Below are 21,211 nucleotides of genomic sequence, written 5' to 3'. Positions count from 1 at the left end.
CGGGAAACCATCCATGAATTGGCATTATAGCCAGTGAGGAATGGATCCCCGCCGACAGGCTCTGAGAAATTTGGAGTATAAAATCCTTAACTTAATGGCAGTGCTTGTGGGGGTATAGTAAAATTAAAGAGGTAATCCACAATGAAACGATCATGAACAATTAAACTCGTTTAATATCCTAATTATTCTCATTTAAATGACTCGATACTTAAAAAATTCAAAGTAAAAATGCATCGAGTCAAAAAGCCGAAAAATAAATAAGCATCAAATCAAACCAATCTCATCTACACAAAGCAACTGAACTAACTCAAACTCCCTTGAATTAAATGCTAAAGAATTAATATGAGTGCGAGCACAACATGTCAAGCCTATTAATCAGCGCAAAATACACTATGAGAATCCAGTGGATTAGCGCAGCAAAAATTTTGTAAATAACAAGGCCAGGCCAGAATAGCACTTACTTAAAAAACTAAATAATAAGTACATCATAAAGCCTTAATAATGAAAGTATAGAATGGTAAATACGCACATTGTGTATTGATTGAGGGCTTTAAATATGTACGATATGAGGCTGGATAAAAACATTGTTGAACTCAGTTTTGAGTTTGAAAAACTTATCCAGCGTATTAATACAACTGGCGAATTAGATTTAACCAATCGGACGATTAATGAACAAGAGTTACCTATTCTTTTTTTCGCAATTGAACAAAATGAAATAAACGATGCCTTCCTTTTAGGTGTTAAACCAAATCATTATCAACAAGAATTGTTTAAAAAATTACAAGAGAAATCTCGTTTACAAAAAACACCCATCCAAATTCATTACACCCAGAAACTAGATGATGTTTTAACCAGTCAATTTGATCGCCAATTTCGTCAACAAGCCCACGATAACTATAAAGCGTCCATGCGATTTGAACCATCCAGACTTGGCAGTGCCATCTCAAAAGGCCCTACTGCTTTTCTTTCTCAAGTTATGAAAGAAATTAAAGGCGAGGTGGCACAGTTTGGCGGAGAAGACAATGAAACCAAAGTTACCTTAGTTAAAAAGCTAAATAATCCGGGCATTCAAAAAAAATTCGAGGACATAAGAGAAAAAAAATTAACCAGGCCGTTACCTGAATCCCTCGCCTCATCCATGCAAACAATTCAAACCACCGACATTGATTTAGCCGCTGGAGAAATGCTACTTTACCATGGTACTTCCAGTGAGACATCCCCACTAATTATGCGGTATGGTTTTGATGAGGGACGTTGTCGCTTCGTGACTGGTAACGGATATGGGCCTTTAGGTAAGGGAATTTATTTTACTCCTGAATTGTCGAAGGCAGCAACGTTTGCGCGCTGTAGCCAATGCGATAAGACAGAGCAATGCTTCTGTTATGATGAAAAAACGATGACTGCTGCCGAACGTGTGGTTCTGCTTTCCCGCGTCTATGTTGGTAATCCAGTAATTTTATTAGCCAAAAACCCAGCAATTAAAGATCAGGAAAATCCACCTGAAGGCTTTAATTCCTATGTTGCTTTATCTAAGGATATTGATGGGCTATCTGCATTTCGTTCCACAGAAATATGCGTCCCCAAGGGAATTCAGGCTATCCCCTTATATGAAATTCGCTTTACCTTTTCACCTAATTATTTATTACTTGATAAATGGGATGAGGCTATTAGGCGAACGAATTTAAATAGCACGAGTGAAATCCAGGGGCTTTTTCACAATCATTATGTAAAATTAAAAGAATTGATTCAATTAAGAGCCGATAATGACAATTCAGATGAGATTGAAAAAAAAGCAGGAGAAGTTCATTATTGGGGCAATGAAATAATTAAATCACTTTCTGATAAGAAAAATCAACTTACTACGCAAGATAACCTTACTACAGAACAAGCTGAGAATATAAAATTAATATCTGAGCAATGCATGATCTTTATAAATTTGCAAACGCAGCTAAAGAATATATTGACCAAAAATGAGTGCAAATCTGCGAACAGGCCAAGTGAAAAAAAAACAAACATACAAAATTCATATTTATCAGGCCCCTCTTTTTTTAATCGCTTACTGCCCAAACAATATGCATTGAAACAAGATCTATCAAAATTACATAGCACATTGAATAATAATGAAGATCCAAAAGAATTGATGAAAAAACTAATTGATAGTCTCAGTATTGCCATAGCAAGAGATCAAACAAAAAGCTCCTCTTTACCTTTTTTTTCCTCAAATCCGTCTCATCGCATTCTCCTTACCCAAACCATGATAAGGCTAAAAGGGCAATTAGAGCCAATTGAGCATACCACCCCACAACAAGCTTATCATTTACTGTCATCAGCCATTAATTCATTACGGAAAGATGCGGATAAATACAAAGAAATAAAAACCGCTACCGCATTCATTATGATGAAAGAATTCCAACAAACCTTAGAGTCAATGGATCTCGAAGATTTATCGTATGTAAACAATGAAAAGGAAAAAATAAGTTATTGAACATAATAGTAGCCAGGGCGCACCGCAGCGAAACCCGGATATAGCACGAACGTCTTATTCAAACGTTATTTTAACGTCATATATGAATAAGTGTAGTTAAGCTAAGATATTTCTTATTCTACCTCTCGATTGCTTATCCATAACGTCAGTTTAATAATTTATCGTCAATAGCCTTAGAATTTCATATATTTTCAGAGGGTAACACAGGGACTACATTGTTCAGCAACTACATTATCCGCGGCTGTCTGATAATGTTTCTGAAAAAAAGTCGCCTTATTTTTAATTGAATTTTTAAAAGAATTAAGAAGAGGATGAATTTCATACCCCTCTCTTACCATATAAACCTGGTTATTATGATCCAGAGTTTCCAAAAAGGTATTACCTTCTATATAAACACACTGATTTTGATCTCTGACAGCACTATTAATTTCTTCTATTGATTCAATTAGTGCGGGAACTAAAATATCATTTAAAGGCATAATTCATACTCCTTATAAAGTCCTGTGCTATGTGCCTGCTGTTTAATGTCATTATGATATCATTTAATGTTTCCTGGTTGTGAATTTTATTATCAATTTGTTTGTTCCACTACTTTATACCCTTAGGCACTATCCTTATGCCATTAGAGCAAGAAACACTTGCTGGTGTAGTTGTGTTTTTTAAACTCAGACCATTTTCTTAGCATTATGAAAAAAAACACCCAAAAACAAGATCAAAAACAAATCTCAATGATCTGATTTTGAAAATAGATCTCAAAAAAGTTGCTTTAAATTTTATCTTGTGTAAAATTTGCTCCAGCTATGAACAGTAAATTAATTTGCACACTAATTGGTATTTTTTTCTTACATTCAGCATTGATGGACCTTTGTTGCATAAAAAGGTTCGCAAGGCAATAGCCCCCCCAACCAAAGAAACAGTTCAAACTCAGACATTACCTTCAAAGATAGCGCCTATAAAGAAAGTGGCGACTCCCAAAATCCCTCCTCCAAAACGAACAACAGAAAAGGTCGTCATCAAAAGCCGTGTCTCAAACAATCTCGCATTAACCAAAGTATCTTTTGACGAATTACCAGGTTGGGATAAAGCAGATGTTAAGAAATCATTATCCGCATTTCAGTTGTCATGTAAGGCATTCCTGAAACAGGAACCATCTCATGCAACAGGCTCCAAACTTATCAAACTAAAGGCTGGAGACTGGCATCCAGCATGCAAAGCAGCCCTGGCGCTTGAAGCCATCTCAGAAGACACGGCAAGAACATTTTTTGAAAAATGGTTTCATCCCCTTGAATTTGAACAAAAAAAACCGGTTCATGGCTTATTTACAGGGTATTATGCACCGCAACTGAACGGTAGTTTAAAGAAAACATCTAAATACAGTACACCAATTTATGGATTACCAAAGCACAAACATAAGCGTCATTATACGCGTGAGCAAATAGATAATGGCGTTCTTAAGAAAAAGGCACCGGTCATTGCATGGATCCACAGCCCTATTGAACGATTGTTTTTGGAAATAGAAGGCTCCGGAGTTATTCAATTAACGAATGGTAAAAAGCTCTATTTAGGATATGCTGGCGAGAATGGTGCTCCATACACATCAATTGGAAAGGTACTTATCGATAGAGGAATCTTGACTAAGGATAATGCATCCAAAACCGCTATCATACGTTATTTAGAGAATCACGCGGATAAAGCAAATAATATTATACACAAGAATAAATCCTTCGTTTTTTTTGAAAACCTAAAAAGACCCATGGCCATGGGCGCTAAAGATATGGCTTTGACTCCAGGTTACTCCTTAGCCATTGACAAAAAATGGATACCACTTGGCGCACCGCTTTGGTTGGATACCAAAAGACCCGATGTACAACAAAATAATGAGAAACAATTTCAACGGCTTATGATCGCCCAAGACACAGGTGGGGCAATTCGTGGATTCATGCGTGGCGATATATATTGGGGCACCGGTAAAATTGCAACATTTCTTGGGGAACATATGAAAAATAAAGGTCATTATTGGCTACTGCTCCCCAAACACATTTTTAATAAGCTTGCTAAAAGACAATTACGTAATTCTTAATTAGTTTATAAGGATAAAATCTAAGGGACTATGTATTACATTGCGGTCCTATTCGGTACTTGCTACACTGATTTATAACATCAAATATTTCCCCACAAGGATTACCAATGTTGATTCACGTTAAACAACGCGCGGATATAGCCCATGCTCAAGTGAAAATAGATATTTTTTCCAGAAAAGGCTATCAACTAATTGGTTCACTATCAGAGATACGGGCTCTATGGAATAGCATGAAAATTGGGGTATTTTTATTTAAAAAAGAAGAGCGTTATTATCAGTGCAAAAGCGCATTTTTGTTTTTAGAGTATACTCCTGAAGAAATTGAAGCCTGCTTTAATGAACAACAAGAACCGCTGCCAAAAAAACCTTTTTCTCGTATTCTCACTTCTAGTTATATTTTCATTACGTTAAAAAACGGGCTGTTTTTATTAAGAGAAGATGCACATAAATCAGGACATGCGTTTTTAGCCGGTCCACATGCGGAAGAAGACATTGTCGGGGGAGAGCTTTACTTTGAAAAAGGCAACTTACTATTGGCCAATAATAAATCTGGGAACTACCCTACTTCCGAGGAAGAAGCTTTACCGGCCCTGATTAAAGTATGGGGCCTTTCGATTAAAGAAAGGTTTTGTCAGGTGATAGAAAAAGAACAGGTAGAATTTGAATTAGCACGCAGGAAATTAGTAGATGAAGCATTGGGAAGTAAAGAGACACCTAAGTTAGGTGCCTCTTCCGCAACATTTTTTGCAAGTCCAGCAACCACAGTACCTATTTCTCAACCACCAACGGAACAACACTGCTTGCCATGCACTATTCTGTAGACCTATCGCATTTAGGAGTACCGTTATAGTCTAGGCTGGTAGCTCATTAAATCCAATAGATGAATGTAATTTAATATTGATGCTTTGAATATAAGCATATCAGTCGCCTATCTCACCCGCACACAACAGCACAAATATTTTTCCACAAAGTAATAATAAAATATATTTGAATAACTTGCTTAATAATTGTTTAATAATCTTGTAATCTCAGAACCGCTGCTCAGGGATGCTGGCGAAAAGGATTATTTGCGAGAGGTGCATCACTGTCCCGTATAACATACAAGGTGGAAACTTATGATTATTTTGTTATTTTTTATTTTAGGCACTGCAGTGCTAGTACGAATTTATCAATTATATCAGCAAGAGAGCGCGGCAAAAATAACCTATCCTTCAGCAACTAGTTATCTTTCACTTATAAAAGATATTGCCACTTTAAAAACCAGTTCCACGGCAGCTAAAGCACCATTACAAACCCGTTTTATGACGTTTATTGCAGATCTAGGCTCTCGCTCTCTGGATAAACAAGGTTCCGGTATAGGCTATTTAAGATTACCTGATTTAACACCTGTATATGTATTTTCAAACAAAGCAGCAATTCAACAACTTTATGCACGAACTAATGAAAAAAAATTTGGACAAAAACAATTTTTTCATCGCTTGGCAATTATATTAGGTCCCGATAATTTGATGTCTTCTAAGCTAGGTAGCGAAACTCATGCAATGATTCGCAGATCTATTCTTTCGCGCAATGAAACCAGTAGACCCCAAGTAGCCAAAATTGTCGCTGCTTTTTTTCAAGAATATGAATTAGAACAAGGGGCTCAAGGCCAACCTCTTAGTAACGTAATGGATAAACTCTCTCGGCGAGTATTGCTGGCAACTTATTTTGGTGAAGCGATTATTAAACCATTTGAAAAACTTTATGACGCTAAATTAACTAAAGAATTAATCGACTGCTTATTTAGCCTAGAACCCATTAAAGAAGAAGAGAAAAGCAATCTAATCCTATTAAGAAATGAAGTATTTGCTCTAGGGTGCCAGCTTATTTTTTCGTCAGAAGAAATTACCGAACAATTAATTACAGAGCAGAGTTGGCTTAATTATTTGCTCGTAGCAAGAGTCTTGATGAACCCCAAAGTGACAAGTCAATTGGAACAAGTAGGTATCAAATCTACAACCAAATTAACAGCAGAACAATGCAAATTTCTAATCGAGTATTCAAAAGAACATCTAGATAACAATCTACTATCTTCCCTGATAAGAGACGTTATTAATGAAAGTCTATTCATTCCCTTACTAGGGTTTGATGCCACAGCAACAGCTTTAATCACCGCCTTAAAAATCGCTCTTCAAGACAAACGTATTTATGCTTTAATAAAAAAAGAACTGCACAAGAAAATCGCCGTAGGTGAGCACTTCGAATTACATTCTCCATGGGATAAGGGAGAATTATCCTACATGGAAGCCGTTTTGCTAGAAGCCTTGCGATTATCACCTCCTGCTCCCATTGTGCCAGAAATTATTAACGAAACAGTCACTTTGAATATCAATGGTATATCGCTTACGTTACCTGCCGGTGCCCTGATATTTATTCCCATGCAAAGTGTACATACACATTCAATGCATTTTCCTGACATTGCTCTTTCTAAAGCTGGGCACGAGATTTTCGGTAAAACCATAATAAGTGCCAAAGATATTTTTCCTGAACGTTGGGGGCCAAAAACGACTACTGGTGAGTTTTATAATGCTCATTTTTTTGCTAAGACACCAATCGCTTATGAACCTGGCGCCATGGAAAAAGAAGGAGGATTATTAACGTTTAAAACTGGAGCCAGACGTTGTCCCGGTCTTCGCATCGCAATGACTGAAGTGCTCGCCTTATTCCGCATGCTTGCAACCTACAACTTTGAACTTACTGCCGAAGAACACTTAGAGTTACGTTTTAATTATGAGACTCCTTTACAAAGAAATGGAGGACAAGGGCTACTTAAAATTAGTCTTCGCAATAAATTAACGACAGCAGCGCCCTCTCCTTCTCGAAATTTGGATAAAGAAACCTATCAACAACGGGGCTTAAATTTCTTCCCAAAAGCATCAGCCAGCATGAAAGAGAAACCCAAGATACAGGACGATTTTAGGATAGGTGCCTGACACCGCTTTTCGTGCTGCAATTCCCTTTAGAGAAGCGCATCCAAATCAAAAGTAGAATATTTATTGAGGGCGTTTCCATGCTCAGTTAAAAAAACCTCCGCGGTAGCTCTGCCCTCCTCAAAAAGCATGTCAAGAAAAGGCCGTTCGGCATTCAATTTCGAAGAATAGCCTAATTCAACCATTTTGGAACTGGTAATTCGGTGAATACGCATTTTAGCCCAGCGCGCCCCTTCTCCTGAATCAGAATTAACAGTCTGCCTTAGCAAGGCGATCATCCGCAGTTCTTTCATCAGCGTTGCATTAAAAGCCACCTCATTTAGTCGATTAAGAATATCACGTGCCGTCTTTGGCGTACCTGGCCGTTCAACAGGATTTATCTGTACCAATATGGTATCACTGGACTCGCACTCCTGCACCAGAGGCGTAATGGTGGGGTTCCCTGTATACCCACCATCCCAATAAACCTCTCCATCAATCTCGATGGCATGAAACATTGACGGGAGACAAGCAGAGGCAAGAAGGACATCTGCTGTAATTTCCTTATTTCTGAAAATTTTTCCGCGGCCTGTTCTAACATTTGTTGCGGTAATAAACAATTTAAGGGGGGATTCTATTAGTGCAGGAAAATCAATCATCCCCATCAAGATCTCACGTAAGGGATTAAGAGCGGCCGGATTGAGATCATAGGGAGAAAAAAGGCGCGTAGCTAAATCAAGCGCTAGAAATGAAGGGGAAAAATCCATAGTCCAATTTCCAGAAAGGATATCCCACGGTCCTCGTTGAAAAGGACTAAAACGTGCAGCCTCAGCGACTTGTTTCCAAAACTCAGCCAAAGCTTCTCGAGCCCCTTCGGCTCCGCCACTTGCATAACCACTCGCGAGAACCGCTGCATTCATTGATCCGGCGGAAGTTCCTGAAATTCCCTCAATTAACAACCGAGGCTCTTCAAGCAAACGATCAAGCACGCCCCAAGTATAAGCTCCATGAGCCCCACCACCCTGTAATGCCAGATCGATAAGAATTGGTTTTCCCACTTTTTTTGACATTAATGGTTGCATCCATAGTAGACCTTATAGCTAAGTCTAGCACCTAAATACTGAATTTCCTTCCCTGATACTCCATAAGTTGAAGTACAAAAACGTGAACGAGTACGCGAAGTCGGAAATACTATTTGTCTACATTTATAATAATTTCATATCAATAATGTACTATATTTTAAACATGGTGTTTTTTTTGCGCTAATCATGGTGCGTAAATCAACGGTTCAAGAAAACAACGTAAAAGAAAATGTGGTCAACTATATAGACTTAATTTCTCAAGCACTCAAAGATCAAGTTGCAGTAACTCAAGCATTTATTGATTTTGGAGCATTCCTTCAAGAACAATATCCTGGCATGGGTTTGGATGATCTGCGCAAGAAAATAATGAAATTAGCCATTAAAATCGATGAACAAGAAATACCTGATCTACGTTTAGTCGCAATCCTCTCTGAGGGACGAATTAGAGCATATGAGAAGATAGTCAGCGCAGTGCCAGTTGATAAAAATGCTATATACAAAATGGATGCCTTGACGAAGGGAATCAATCTTTTCTCCGTTGTTCTAGGAGAGGAGCAATTTCAGGAGGCTTTAGAGCCGCTAGCGGACAACGTGGAAGATGAAGAGATACAAAAAAGTCAAAAATCAATCATGGCCGCTACCTACGAAATAAGTCCTATAGTTAACGAATCAGAGCGCAAGGATATGATTGCTAAAAATACGGTTGCAGAACTCCGCAGTATTACTCAGCGAACGCTGGAGCAATTAATCCAACAAATAACCGACCAGGCCCTCAAAAAACCTGAATTATATCAAAGATATTTTAGTGAAAGAGCGCTTTGTGTTAATGTACTGATTAACGCGATTAAGAAGAATCCTGAATCTACTGAACTTAAAGTAACAATTTCAAGCTATGATGCACTTCAATCTCTTGATGAAACCATGAACTTAGCGGGTACTGCGCCAGAGAGGCTCGAACGATTTAGAGATAAATTAAATGAAGAATCGATAAAAAGTACCTTAAATTCCAATCCAGATAGTCATATAACTAAATTTTTAAAAGTAGTGGATTATATATTTAAATCCATTATTACCTTATCAATAGACCATTGGATTAAACAAGCCCCCTTAAAATCAACACAGCAACAAGCCTTCAAAGATGCGCTTTCGGCGTTAAAAAATGTGGAAAAAGAAGAAATTATATCTGTACCACCAAAGCAAAGGATGTAATTCATATAGCGCTGGTTGTATTGGTACCCTAAACTAAATCATCTCACCTACTTCGGATAAATGATACAGGCCTCATTGTAATTCGAATACCCCCTTCAGCTACACTTCCCATCAATTAATGATTAAAGCTGTGACGACCATGCGTACCAATAACTATTAAATCAGCAGGCCATGATTTTGCCTCCTCCATAAGTTTATCAGCAACTTCTCCTTTAAACGCAATCATCTCAATTAGTTTCGTTTCAAATCCTATTGTTGATGTTTGAGCAAATGTGCTTGTAGATCATGACTATCCTTGGAGTTAACTTATTAATTATATACAAAAATTACAAAAGCTATTGTTCAAATAGCAACATTTATTCGCCTCCATTTAATAATGCCTTTGCCCCGCTGGCTTGAAGCAGATCGCTACGAGCATCTTCGATTGTCGTTTCAGCTCGTGATAAATTTCTCCATGCCTCTCGCAAATCGACCAAATCACCTTCAAGTTTAAAATAGCGTCTTTTAGCTACTTTAAACCCTTCCTGAGCAATATTTAATTCAATATTTAGATGTTTTAACCTGGTACCTGAGGCCATGATAATTTGATCTAACTTCGCATTCATTTCCTCTAAAAATTGCTTTTGCGTTGCAATGTCTTGCTGCTTCACTAAAACCTCTGCTTGTGCACGCTTAATTCGGCTACTAATATTTAAATCAAATAAGGGCATCATGATGCCAAGACCAACAGCATAATTTTCCCTGTTAACCAAGTGCGTTTTTGCCATTCCTCCAGCACTGGCTATAGCCACAATTTTAGGCATTGAATCGGCCTGTTCACGCTTTAATTGTTCTTGAGCAAGCTTCGCTCCAGCCACAGCACGTTTTACATAAGGACTAGCATTAATACGACTTTGAGGATTAAGCGAATCAATTAATTGATTCGATAAAGAAGGGCAATCAAAAGTACGAGCAGGAACTCCGGTAATAACTGCAAGCTCATTAATACTCCCTTCCACACGCTTTTCAAAATAAGCATAGGCAGTACGTGCTTCCTCGGTTTGAGAATCAGACAAATAAGTATCAACAACCGAGCGCTGACCTGTTTTAACAAAATGTTTTGCTTCTCGATTGATAATCGCGGATTCTTTGGCAAGCCGTGCCCAAATATCGCGTTGTTTTTTGAATTTTGCACATTGATAAAAGACTTGTAGTGCCAAAACTTTTACCTCATAAGCGGTAACATGAGTACTTTGTTGTGATACTGCAACCTGGGCATGAGCAGCTCTAACATCAGCGGCAGTACGTCCAAAATCTAGAACTAACTGTTTGGCTACCACTCCTCCAGCAATTCCAGAACGAAATGGCGATCCAATCAGTCCTTCTTCACCAATCCAGGCAGATGAACCAGGAAAGCCTGCACTATCCATAGCCTCTGCATTAAGTATGGGAAAATAAGGGGCCTTGGCAACGTCAATATCTTTTTTTGTCACTAAAACCTTTAATTGGGCCTGGGTAATGGATTGACTGTTTTTTGCCGCCAATCGCAATAATTCCTCAGTGCTCATGATGTGTTTTTTGCCAGCCCAAATTGACGTACAGATAGAGTTTAAAAAGATTAACAGGCAAATGATTGGTTTATTGTTCATGGTGTTGTCCTCGGGCCTTCTTATGGGCTTTTGCAAAAAACATGCGATACAAAATTGGAACAACAAACAGTGTCAGCATCACAGAAAATAATTGACCTCCAATTACTGCTCTACCCAATGGAATATTGGCTTCAGAACCTTTTTCAATACCAATAGCCATTGGAATTAAACCAAGAATAGCAGCAAGGGATGTCATTAAAATCGGGCGTAACCGCTCTTTGGCCCCAGCCACAATCCCTGAATCTAAATGGTCATTTAGTTTGGTATGATAAGAAATGAACTCGATCAGCAACACTCCATTAGCTACAGCAATACCAATCATAAAAATAGCACCAATCGCAGCCTGAATACTGAAATAGGTATGAGTTGTTACCAGCATCAGCACAATACCAACTATTCCCAATGGCACTGTCACCATAATCACCAAGGGTAAAGAAAAAGAACGAAATTGCACGACTAAAATCAAATAAACTAAGGTCGCTGCTAATAAAAATCCTCCACCTAAGGATTTAACAGAATCTTTCATTTCACGTATTTCCCCGCGGATGGTAATGGAATACCCTTCAGGTAAAGTCGTTTTATCAATTATTTTCTGTACCTCTTGAGAAAGTCCTCCTACATCTCGGCCTTGTGCGTCTAAATAAATATCCGTTACCCGTTTAAAATTAACGTGATTAATTTGAATAGGGCCTGTGGTTTGAGTGATTGTAGCCAAGCGCTCTAAAGGAACAACGCGCTCTCTATCATGTCCGCGAATCGGAATATTTGCCAATTGCTTAAACGAAGAGACTTGTTGCTCTGCAAATTGCACACCCATAGGATAATTGATTCCTGTTTTGGGATCGACCCAGATTACTTTTGATGCAAAAGTAGCACTTCCAGTAACCGCACTGACTACGTTTTTTATCACCTCATCTGTAGAAATACCCAAATCCATCGATTTTTTGCGATCAATATCCAAATTAATAAAAGGTGCATCAAAGCGTTCTTGTACTCGAACATCAACGGCCCCAGGTATGTTTTTAATGTCTTCTGCAAGTTTTGTTGCTATTTTAAATTCTTCTTTAATGTCTCTACCTTCAATTTGCACATCAATCGGTGCCCGCTGCCCATAATTTAATGCAGAAGTTAATAACCCGCCTAGTTCAACCCCAATTTGTACCTTAGGATAGAGTTCTCTCATCTTCTCGCGAATGATTTTGGCATAGTGTTGCGTGGTATATTGCCTATCTTCTGTCAGTGCAATATTAAAAAAGAAATCCTGGGTACCCACATTAGGGGTGAACGCTGCCGGAAAACCATATTCAACTCCAGCATTTGTTATAATCATTTCGAGATCACTGGGAGCTATCCACAGGCGTAATTTTTTTTCTATCTCTTTGGAAAATTCCGTGGTTTTTTCAATGCGCGTACCCGAAGCAACTCGCATGGTCACAATGAAACTTCCTGCATCTGCGCGAGGGAATAGTTCTGTACCAATAAAAGGTATTAGTGACATACCTGCGATAAAGACAGCAATTACCGCCGCTAAAAAAATCTTACTGTACTTCAACCCAATGCTTAATCCTTTACCGTATAACTCAGTAAGGTGATAAATTGCTTTTTGCGGCCATACCAAAAAACTCGGTAGTTTTGTGTGCGCAGAATGATGCAAAAAACGTGAAGCAAAAAGCGGCATCACGGTCATTGCAATCAAAAAAGAACTTATCATGGCAAACATGACTGATTTAGCAAGGGCTGCAAATAATATTTTTATAATCCCGGTTAAAAATACAACCGGAAATAAGACCACCAAAGTTGCTAACGTTGAGGCGAGTACTGGCATGGCTACCTCAGAAGCCCCTTCAAGAGCCGCTTGTTTTGCCGAACGCCCTTTTTCAAGTTTCTTGCTGATATTTTCCAGTACTACAATCGAATTATCAACCAATACCCCAATTGAGAGAGCCAACCCTCCCAAGGTCATTGCATTGATTGTTTGTCCTGAAGCATTCAATCCAATCATTGCGGCAAGTAAGGCAAGCGGTAATGAAAGAAGAATACCAAAAGTTGCTCGTGGATTACCTAAGAAAAGAAAAATCATGATGGCGGCTAATCCACCACCTAATAAAGCTTCTTGGGTGATGCTTGAGATTGCTTTACGAATAAATATGGATTGATCAGCGACTAAAGTAAGATCAATGCCCTCTAATGTCTTCATTGACTTTTTTATAGCTTGTTTTACATCTTCAACTACTTGAATAGAGTTACCACCTGGCTGACGATAAACAGGAACATAGACCTGCTCTTTCCCATCAATTAAGACCACATTGGTTTGAATTTGACCGGAATCTTTTGCCTCTCCAATCTGTTTTAGATAGACAGGGACTCCATATTCCGCACGCAAAGGAAAATCATTCATTTCAGAGATGTGTTCAACCAAACCATTGCTGGTAATTTGATAGTCAAAATTACCAATTTTTATATCGCCTGAAGGAATAAACGTGTTTAATCCAACCACTATATCCAGTACTGATAAGGGGGAAAAATTGTATTCATCCAATTTTTTGGGATTTAGATACAGTACTATTTCACGCATTCGGCCCCCCATTACGGTAGGTGCCATGGCTCCAGGAACTGCTTGAATGGTATTGCGTACATCATAACGTGCTACGTCATATATTTTCTCAATGCTTTGTTTCCCTCTAACTGCAACAAGAGCAAGTGGAACTGATGCCATGGGATCAAAAGGTAAGATTAAAGGAGGTAATGTTCCAGGAGGTAATTGACTCATGACTGACATAACCAAAGAAGTCGTTTGTGCCATTGCTGAATTAAGGCCAGCACCTGCATTAAAAAAATTTTTAACAATGCTGACACCAACCAGTGATTTGGACTCCTGTCTTTCTATGCCAATTGCTTGTGCTGTATTACGTTCAAAACGCGCGGTTAAGTTCTCTTCTACATCGGTAACTGGCATCCCAGGATAAGAGGAGATAACCTGCATAGCGGGAAGATTTGCAGAAGGCAGTAAATCTTTTGGTAAATTAAAGATAGCCAGAATACCCATCAAAACAACAATAATACAGCCAACAATAATAAGATGGGGGTTATGAACCGCTGTTGATACTAACCCTGTCCCCAATCCTTTTCCAGATTCTTCCATTTATCCGCCATCTATATATAATTTAATTATTCTATTAGCTATTTAGCTGCTTGAGATTTCATTTTAAAAATGACACTGTACCATATGATTACTGCCCCATCAGCGTAAATTAAAATAAGAAAAAATACGAACCTTACAATAATCCGCAATAAATAAGTAAGCAATCACCCTAATCAACAGTCCAACAACTAAAATAGGGCTAATAGCCATGCCATCATCAGAATACCTTTGGTAGCGAATAAAGTCACGATTAAGACATCAAATAAAGCCAACAGTTTGGTAGTGATCACCCAAAATGGTTATGTTCGTGAATAAGGTATACAGTACCTTGTCCTGTAAATACCAATAGTACAAAAATTAATGTTTGCAATTGAGATGATGATAAATCCAAGATATTGCACGCATAGAAAAAAATACTAAATGAAAAAATTAGAATGAATAGTGCATTTATAAAAACTACGGAATTAAGTTTCTGCTCTTTTTGAAATGTGCCGTATTTTTTCTATACGATTATTTACTAGTGGAGTAAATAATCGGTAGATAAATTGTTTCAAAAGGCCTGCTTTATTTTTATATAATCCTGACTGATAATATTCTATTGGATCATTCCAAACTCCATGGTCTTCAGTGACCGCACACATCTGTTCAAATTTTTCTTCATTAGGGTTAAATTCTGGGCTAAGCTTTTCTTCGTCACAGGCTATAGCGAAACCAATATCCCAACCACTTCTGGTTAATTGGTCAATTGCTCCACGAAAATAGACCAAATCATCAATATATCCGTCTATTCGTAACCATTTATTATCAATATTAACTTCAATCCATGAGTGTGATAATTGTTGTGGTAAAAATAAGTATAAAAATTCGGGAAATACACCGTGTTGGATTTCTCGCTTAATGAGAGAAAAGTGAATTCTGGCAGGTATATTGAGTGCTTTGCATAACGCCAAAAAAAGAGTACTTTTTGTATTGCACTGCCCAATTTTAATTTGTAACGTTTTTGAAGCGGGAACCCAATCCCCATCGGGTGGAAACCCAAATTTAATTTCATCACGAACAAATTTAAAAATACATCGCACTTTTCCTACAACATCAGACTCTGTTTGGGTTAGCGCGAGCGCAACCTTTTGCACCATGGGATTTTGATAATCTGCCAATATCGGTATTTTTCCATAAATTATTTATCTTCCATAAATCACTATTTAATTAGCTTACCCAACCAGGACATATCTGAACAGCGATTCTATTTTTAAATCGCTTTTATTTGGCTTTTCCAACGCCAATTTTCTTAAGAATGATCTCCAAAGGACAAAAGGTCGTAAAACCACTTTGAAATAAATTAGCACCTACAAAAACAGTGAGCCAAAGAAAGTATTGACTGAAATACAAAGGGCTTTGAGGTAGCCCCAATGCCAATGAAATCAAAATCAGCGCTCCTGCAACAATACGAATAATACGTTCAACGATCATAAATAACTCCTTTAATTAATATAATTAAGAATTTCGCCTCCTCCACCAACTTAAATAAATAAGCGGAATAAGAAATAAAGTCAGCAATGTTGATGCAAAAGAACCAAAGATTAGTGAAATTGCCAGTCCACCAAACACCGGATCGGAAAGCATTACCGATGAACCTAATATAATTGCAAGTGCAGTTAACAAAATGGGCAGAAGTCGGACAGCCCCTGACTCCATGACTGCAGACTCAATAGATGCACCAGCATGCTGGTTTTCCAAGATAAAATCAATCAGCAATAAAGAATTACGAACTACAATACCAGCTAAGGCAATCACCCCAATCATCGAAGTTGCGGTAAATGGCTGGTGCATCAGCCAATGCCCAGGGAACACCCCAATAACCGTTAAAGGAATAGCGCCCATGATAATAAGGGGGATAAAAAAAGAGCGATAAAAGCCGGTGAGCAAAATATAAATTAATACAATGGCAACAATAAACGCAGAGCCCAAATCGCGAAATACATCCAGCGTTAAACGCATTTCACCTAGCCAGAATAGCTGGGTTTTGCTGATGTCCTGCGGTTGGTCTTCATGAAAGCCCAGATTACCAACCGTTAAGTGAGTACCATCAGGTAATTTAAGGTGATTCACTTTATGTGTGACTGTAGCTACTGCGTAAGCCGGACTTGAAAACAGCATTTCTCCGGTTACATAAACAAGAGGATGTTGATCGCGAGTCCATATGGGTTTTTGCTGAATGCCCTTTTTAAACTCTGCAACCTTAGCCAAGGGAATAAGCTGGCTTTGTTGGTTTTGTAAAAACAATTTATCCAGCACTGTAATGTCATTGCGCAGATTATCAGGTAAACGCAAAATAATATTTTCGGGCTCCCTTAAGTCGGGTTGATGCCCACTGCCAACCGTAACTCCTTTAAAGTACCCAACTAACTCATCAGCTAATGCGCTGGGAACCAAACCTGAACTAACGGTGGCATTGCGATTGATTTCAATACGGTATTCCGTCAAATTTTCAGTCACTGAATTGTCACTATTTATCATTTTATAAATCGTAGGATATATAGTGGAACTAATGTATTGTCCTAATGCTCTTAATTCATTGTAATCAGGCCCATATAAACCAAGCTCCATTTGTGAGCGAACAGGTGGTCCTGGCGGGCTTTCAAACAGCTTGATGTGTGCTAACGGATAGGATTGACGAACATCCGCTAAGGACTCATAAACAGCTTGGGTAATTTCATGAGAGCCAATAGTTCTCTTCTGTTTATCAATCAAATTAACTCGAATCTGGGCATAATTACTGCCGCTTTGCAGTGCATCGCCTCGCACCATGGCAGCAAAATCCTCAGGAGCTGCTTGACCTAAAAAGAGCTGGTAATTGGTTATGTATTTATTATTAGCCAATACTTTTGAAATATCATGAAGAATCTGTAAGGTGTTTTTTGTTGTTGCATTAGCTCCTGAATCTACTTCGATAAGAAATGTATTCACGTTATCATCCGGAAGCATTTTTAATTCAACGCCTAATGGACTTAAAGGACCATTGGTTCCTGATGGTCGAATAAACTGCCACAAGGGTTGCAACATCACAAGCATCAGTGACAGGAATATAACCCCATAAAATAAATGTCTTTTCCAAGCTGATTGGACTAATGCTTTAAAAAGTAATAGGTAAATCCTTTGCATAAGACCCGAATGCCCCTGTTTTTTATCAGAAGAAGGCTTATCATTCATGAGATTTAATCGATGCGCCTTTCGTTTAAGCCATCGATAAGCCAAATAAGGAACCACTGTATAGGCAATAAGAAGGGACGTGAGCATTGCCAAAGGGGCATTAAAGGGGATGGGTGCCATAAAAGGCCCCATCATTCCCGAAACAAAAGCCATCGGAATTAAAGCAAGGATTACCGTAAAGGTAGCAATAATTGTTGGTTTACCAATCTCATTTGCAGCCGTTACAACAAGTCTTCCAAAATTACGCTGAACTCCTTCAAGCATATGTCGATGAATATTTTCAATCACAACAATACTGTCATCCACTAAAAGACCTAAAGACAGTATTAAGGCAAACAGTGTAATCCGATTAATTGTTTGTCCAGACAACCAACCAATTCCAAGCACAATACATAAAATCAGCGGAATTGAAAAAATGACAACGGATGCCTCGCGCCAACCTAAAAACAACATAAGCAGAATAACCACAGATGCGATGGCTATTCCCAAGTGCTCTACTAAAGTATTCACGGCATCATTAGCATCATCCCCATAATTTCGCGTTACAGTAACTTTAATATTTTTAGGAAATAAATCACTTTTCTCAATAAGTTTAAGACGGTCAAGAATCTCATTAGCCACCTCAACGCCATTGCTTCCTTTTTGTCGAGCAATGGCAATGGTTACAGCCGGTTTTAGTACTCCTGATGATTCGTTTGCTGCGCCTGCCCCAAAGGAAAAATAGGATAGAATGTTTTCGTCTTCAGGTCCTACTTCAATCCGTGCAACATCCTTTAACAAAACAGGCTTGCCATTATCCGTACCTATGATAATTTTACTCAAATCCTCATCAGAGATTAGACTTCCCTCTATGCGCAAAGGAATATCCTGCAGGCCATGCTCTAATTTTCCCGCATTGATACTGATATTATTCACGGAAAGTGCTTGTTTTATTCTTTGTAGAGAAATGAAATGAGCTGCCATTTGATGGGGATTTAACCACACGCGCAATGCCTTAGGCGAGGCCCCCATCACCCAGCTTTTTCCAACTTGAGGCACTGTCCGTAATTGTTCCAGTACTCTGACTGCAGTTTCTCTCAACTCTAGAACACTCGAATCAGATGAAGAAAGCGTAAGCGTTAATAATGGAACATCGTATAAACTAACCAAACGTACCAGGGGCATTAATGTACCCAAAGGCATTTTATCCATATTACTGTTGATTTGGTTGTAGACCTTAACCAGACTGTTTTCTTCATTTTCATTGACTTTAAAACGAACAGTAACCATGGCATTATCATCAATGGCCATGCCATAAGTATGATCAACTCCAGGTATCGATGCCATTAGTCCTTCTAATGGCCTTACAATATGCTGCAACATCTCGTGGGCATCACTTCCAGGGCGACTGACCGAAAGAGTAACAACAGGCACAATAATTTCAGGGTTATAGGTTCTTGGGGTAAGTTCCAATGCCACTAGGCCAAATAATAAGGCGCTCAAAATAATAAGTACGGTTAGCTTCGAATGAATGAACATTTTCGCCAATCGACCGGCGCTGTTTAATTTAGGTTTATTGGGGAAAGTTTGATTCACGATGTTCTCTCTGTTGCAAATTAGTTATACCCATTTTTGTGATGCTTTATTTATCAGAGTGTGAAATGAGTTGATTCGTTAGCAATAACAAACGACCCTGTGCCAATTTCTGGTTATACTGGGATTGTATGGATTGACTTTGAGCCTGAGTGAGTCTCATTTGACTTTCTAATACGGAGCCCAGAGGAACCAGTCCACGCCCATAGCGTTTTTTAAGTGTATTAACTATGCTCCTGCCTTGCCTTGTATTGGCCTGATTGCTTACATACTCAATTTTTGCCAGTTCTTCAGCGCGTTTTGCCTGGATAATAGAAAGACGAAGGCTATTTAATGCATCGTCTAGCTGAAAAGAAACTTTCTTAACCTCTGCAATCGCTTTATTGATAGCGCCTGATTGCTCCCCAGAACTAAACAGCTGCCAATCAACCCCAAGAGCAATCAAATTAGAGGGCAGCCCACTACCAATGGAGTTTCCATTCCAATCCTGACGTAGTTGCAAGTTAACCTGGGGCTTACTTGCCGACTTTGCGGAATTTATATTGGCACGATTCGCCTCAATAGTTGATTTAATGGCTCGCAACTGTGAGTTATTCCTAACTGCATCAACCAGAAGCTGTTCTATTTTCTTTTTAGTTGCAGGGAAATAGACGGGATTTCCAGGGACGAATGCCTGTTGTTGTCGTCCAATTAAAATTTGGAACTCATCAAGATGATTTTGAGCTTGAATGCGCGCGCTCAATAATGATGTTTTTGCAGCTCGTAGATAGTTATCCGCCAGTAATAGGTCACTTTCTATAACCACCGATAGTTTCAAAAGCGCTTTAGTTGTATCACGATAGCTTGCTGCTTCCTGAACATTTTCTTTTGCAATACTTATTATCTTATTTGCAGCAAGTACTCCTTCATAAGCTTCTAAAACTTGATAAGCCAATTGCATGCGTGCTGACTCATCACCTTGATGCGCCGCTCTTAGTAAAGCCTTAGCCCCCTCCAATCGAGCACTGGCTTTACCGCCTGAATAAATAGGTACCGTTAATTTAAAGCCACCATTAAAATTATTGTAATATCCAGGATGATTTAAAGCTTCTGGTTTGGTATTGATGGCGTTAATCCCCGTATATTGTTGTGCGCCAAAATCAGCAAAGGAAGCATTTCCCTGGCTTAATTTATACCCAAAAACATTTAATGGATTATTGCTCTGCGCCCCATTTAATTCGAGGTTTAATTTAGGTAATCCGGCACCACGTGATTCAGTTATTTCAGCCATAGCTGAGTCTATATCTGCTGTGCTGATGCCAATTTTGGGGCTATTTCTTAAGGCAAGCCTTACTGCCTCCGGATAACTGATTCGATGTGTTGTAGCAGACCATAGGGCTGATGAAATTAACAACTGGGGCAAGAGAAGTAACACCATACGCACCCATTGGGCCTTTATCAGGTAAATGAACATCTTATGTATTTTCCCCTATTGTTCTTTTGAAATATACATCTCAATTTTTAATTATTTATAAGGTTTAAAAAAACCTGACCAAATATCCAGTTACTGAATTTTATATGCCCAATACATTAGACAATGCTTATGTAAAGAACAGTTATTATTCTTTGCAGTAGATTAAATATAAGGTCGATAAAATAGCTTCAACTTCTGGCTTATTAATACGATAGTAAATCATTGTTCCTTGTTTATGTGTGCCTACCAAGCCCTCATTCCTCATTTTTGCCAAATGCTGGGACAGTGCCGATTGGGACAGGCCAACCAGCACCGTTAATTCGTTTACAGAATATTCTTTTCTTAGCAAATTGCACAAGATTAATAATCTTTTAGAGTTTGCCAAAAGTTTAAGCACTTTTT

Annotated in this window: 15 protein-coding genes; 5 read left to right on the top strand and 10 right to left on the bottom strand. The window is 38.6% G+C overall.

What is annotated here, in order from left to right:
- The first annotated feature begins 556 nt into the window (after positions 1-556).
- Positions 557-2,485: a poly(ADP-ribose) polymerase family protein gene (locus tag LDG_RS03295; RefSeq protein ID WP_006869719.1), complete on the top strand. Its 1,929-nt coding sequence runs from the start codon at positions 557-559 to the stop codon at positions 2,483-2,485.
- Between the two features lie 191 nt (positions 2,486-2,676).
- On the opposite strand, the gene LDG_RS03290 is transcribed toward LDG_RS03295, so the two are convergent.
- On the bottom strand, positions 2,677-2,964 hold the full coding sequence (locus LDG_RS03290; protein ID WP_006869718.1) for a hypothetical protein: 288 nt from the start codon (positions 2,962-2,964) through the stop codon (positions 2,677-2,679).
- 389 nt (positions 2,965-3,353) lie between these two features.
- Here LDG_RS03290 and mltA point away from each other — a divergent pair, with 389 nt between their 5' ends.
- The 3 genes from mltA (at position 3,354) to LDG_RS03275 (ending at position 7,537) form a co-directional block, all read left to right on the top strand.
- Positions 3,354-4,565, top strand: a complete 1,212-nt coding sequence (gene mltA / locus LDG_RS03285; RefSeq protein WP_006869717.1) for a murein transglycosylase A — start codon at positions 3,354-3,356, stop codon at positions 4,563-4,565.
- A 107-nt stretch (positions 4,566-4,672) separates the two neighbouring features.
- Positions 4,673-5,386, top strand: a complete 714-nt coding sequence (locus LDG_RS03280) for a hypothetical protein (protein ID WP_006869716.1) — start codon at positions 4,673-4,675, stop codon at positions 5,384-5,386.
- A 294-nt stretch (positions 5,387-5,680) separates the two neighbouring features.
- Positions 5,681-7,537 carry a cytochrome P450 gene (locus LDG_RS03275; RefSeq protein WP_006869715.1) on the top strand — a complete coding sequence of 619 codons (1,857 nt, stop codon included), beginning with the start codon at positions 5,681-5,683 and terminating at the stop codon, positions 7,535-7,537.
- A gap of 26 nt (positions 7,538-7,563) precedes the next feature.
- On the opposite strand, the gene LDG_RS03270 is transcribed toward LDG_RS03275, so the two are convergent.
- Positions 7,564-8,583, bottom strand: a complete 1,020-nt coding sequence (locus LDG_RS03270; protein ID WP_148263492.1) for a patatin-like phospholipase family protein — start codon at positions 8,581-8,583, stop codon at positions 7,564-7,566.
- 198 nt (positions 8,584-8,781) lie between these two features.
- On the opposite strand from LDG_RS03270, the gene LDG_RS03265 reads away from it, so the two are divergent.
- Entirely contained in the window at positions 8,782-9,804 is a 1,023-nt protein-coding gene (locus LDG_RS03265; protein WP_006869713.1) for a hypothetical protein, read from the top strand.
- Positions 9,805-9,919: 115 nt separating this feature from the next.
- Here LDG_RS03265 and LDG_RS18815 read toward each other — a convergent pair whose 3' ends face one another.
- The 8 genes from LDG_RS18815 to LDG_RS03225 all read right to left on the bottom strand — a co-directional run.
- Complete coding sequence (locus LDG_RS18815; RefSeq protein ID WP_083821370.1) at positions 9,920-10,030, bottom strand: universal stress protein; 111 nt, start codon at positions 10,028-10,030, stop codon at positions 9,920-9,922.
- Positions 10,031-10,160: 130 nt separating this feature from the next.
- Complete coding sequence (locus LDG_RS03255; protein ID WP_050805512.1) at positions 10,161-11,432, bottom strand: TolC family protein; 1,272 nt, start codon at positions 11,430-11,432, stop codon at positions 10,161-10,163.
- Positions 11,422-14,574, bottom strand: coding sequence for an efflux RND transporter permease subunit (locus LDG_RS03250; protein WP_006869711.1), 3,153 nt, complete (start codon positions 14,572-14,574; stop codon positions 11,422-11,424). Before LDG_RS03250 ends, LDG_RS03255 begins: the two co-directional genes overlap by 11 nt.
- Positions 14,575-15,038: 464 nt before the next feature.
- Positions 15,039-15,710, bottom strand: a complete 672-nt coding sequence (locus tag LDG_RS03245; RefSeq protein ID WP_267878836.1) for a transglutaminase-like domain-containing protein — start codon at positions 15,708-15,710, stop codon at positions 15,039-15,041.
- Between the two features lie 124 nt (positions 15,711-15,834).
- Positions 15,835-16,044 (bottom strand): YgaP family membrane protein, encoded by a 210-nt coding sequence (locus tag LDG_RS03240; RefSeq protein ID WP_006869709.1) that lies wholly within the window; start codon positions 16,042-16,044, stop codon positions 15,835-15,837.
- A 24-nt stretch (positions 16,045-16,068) separates the two neighbouring features.
- Positions 16,069-19,359 (bottom strand): efflux RND transporter permease subunit, encoded by a 3,291-nt coding sequence (locus LDG_RS03235; RefSeq protein WP_040534322.1) that lies wholly within the window; start codon positions 19,357-19,359, stop codon positions 16,069-16,071.
- A gap of 46 nt (positions 19,360-19,405) precedes the next feature.
- Positions 19,406-20,809, bottom strand: coding sequence for a TolC family protein (locus LDG_RS03230; protein WP_006869707.1), 1,404 nt, complete (start codon positions 20,807-20,809; stop codon positions 19,406-19,408).
- A 145-nt stretch (positions 20,810-20,954) separates the two neighbouring features.
- Positions 20,955-21,211, bottom strand: a 257-nt coding sequence (locus tag LDG_RS03225; protein ID WP_040534320.1) for an ArsR/SmtB family transcription factor, incomplete at its 5' end; no start/stop codon positions are given.

It is taken from the genome of Legionella drancourtii LLAP12 (assembly GCF_000162755.2).
In the GTDB taxonomy this organism is placed as follows: Bacteria; Pseudomonadota; Gammaproteobacteria; order Legionellales; family Legionellaceae; genus Legionella; species Legionella drancourtii.
Note: the sequence above shows the minus strand (reverse complement) of the source record. Positions and strands in the feature narration are given on the sequence as shown.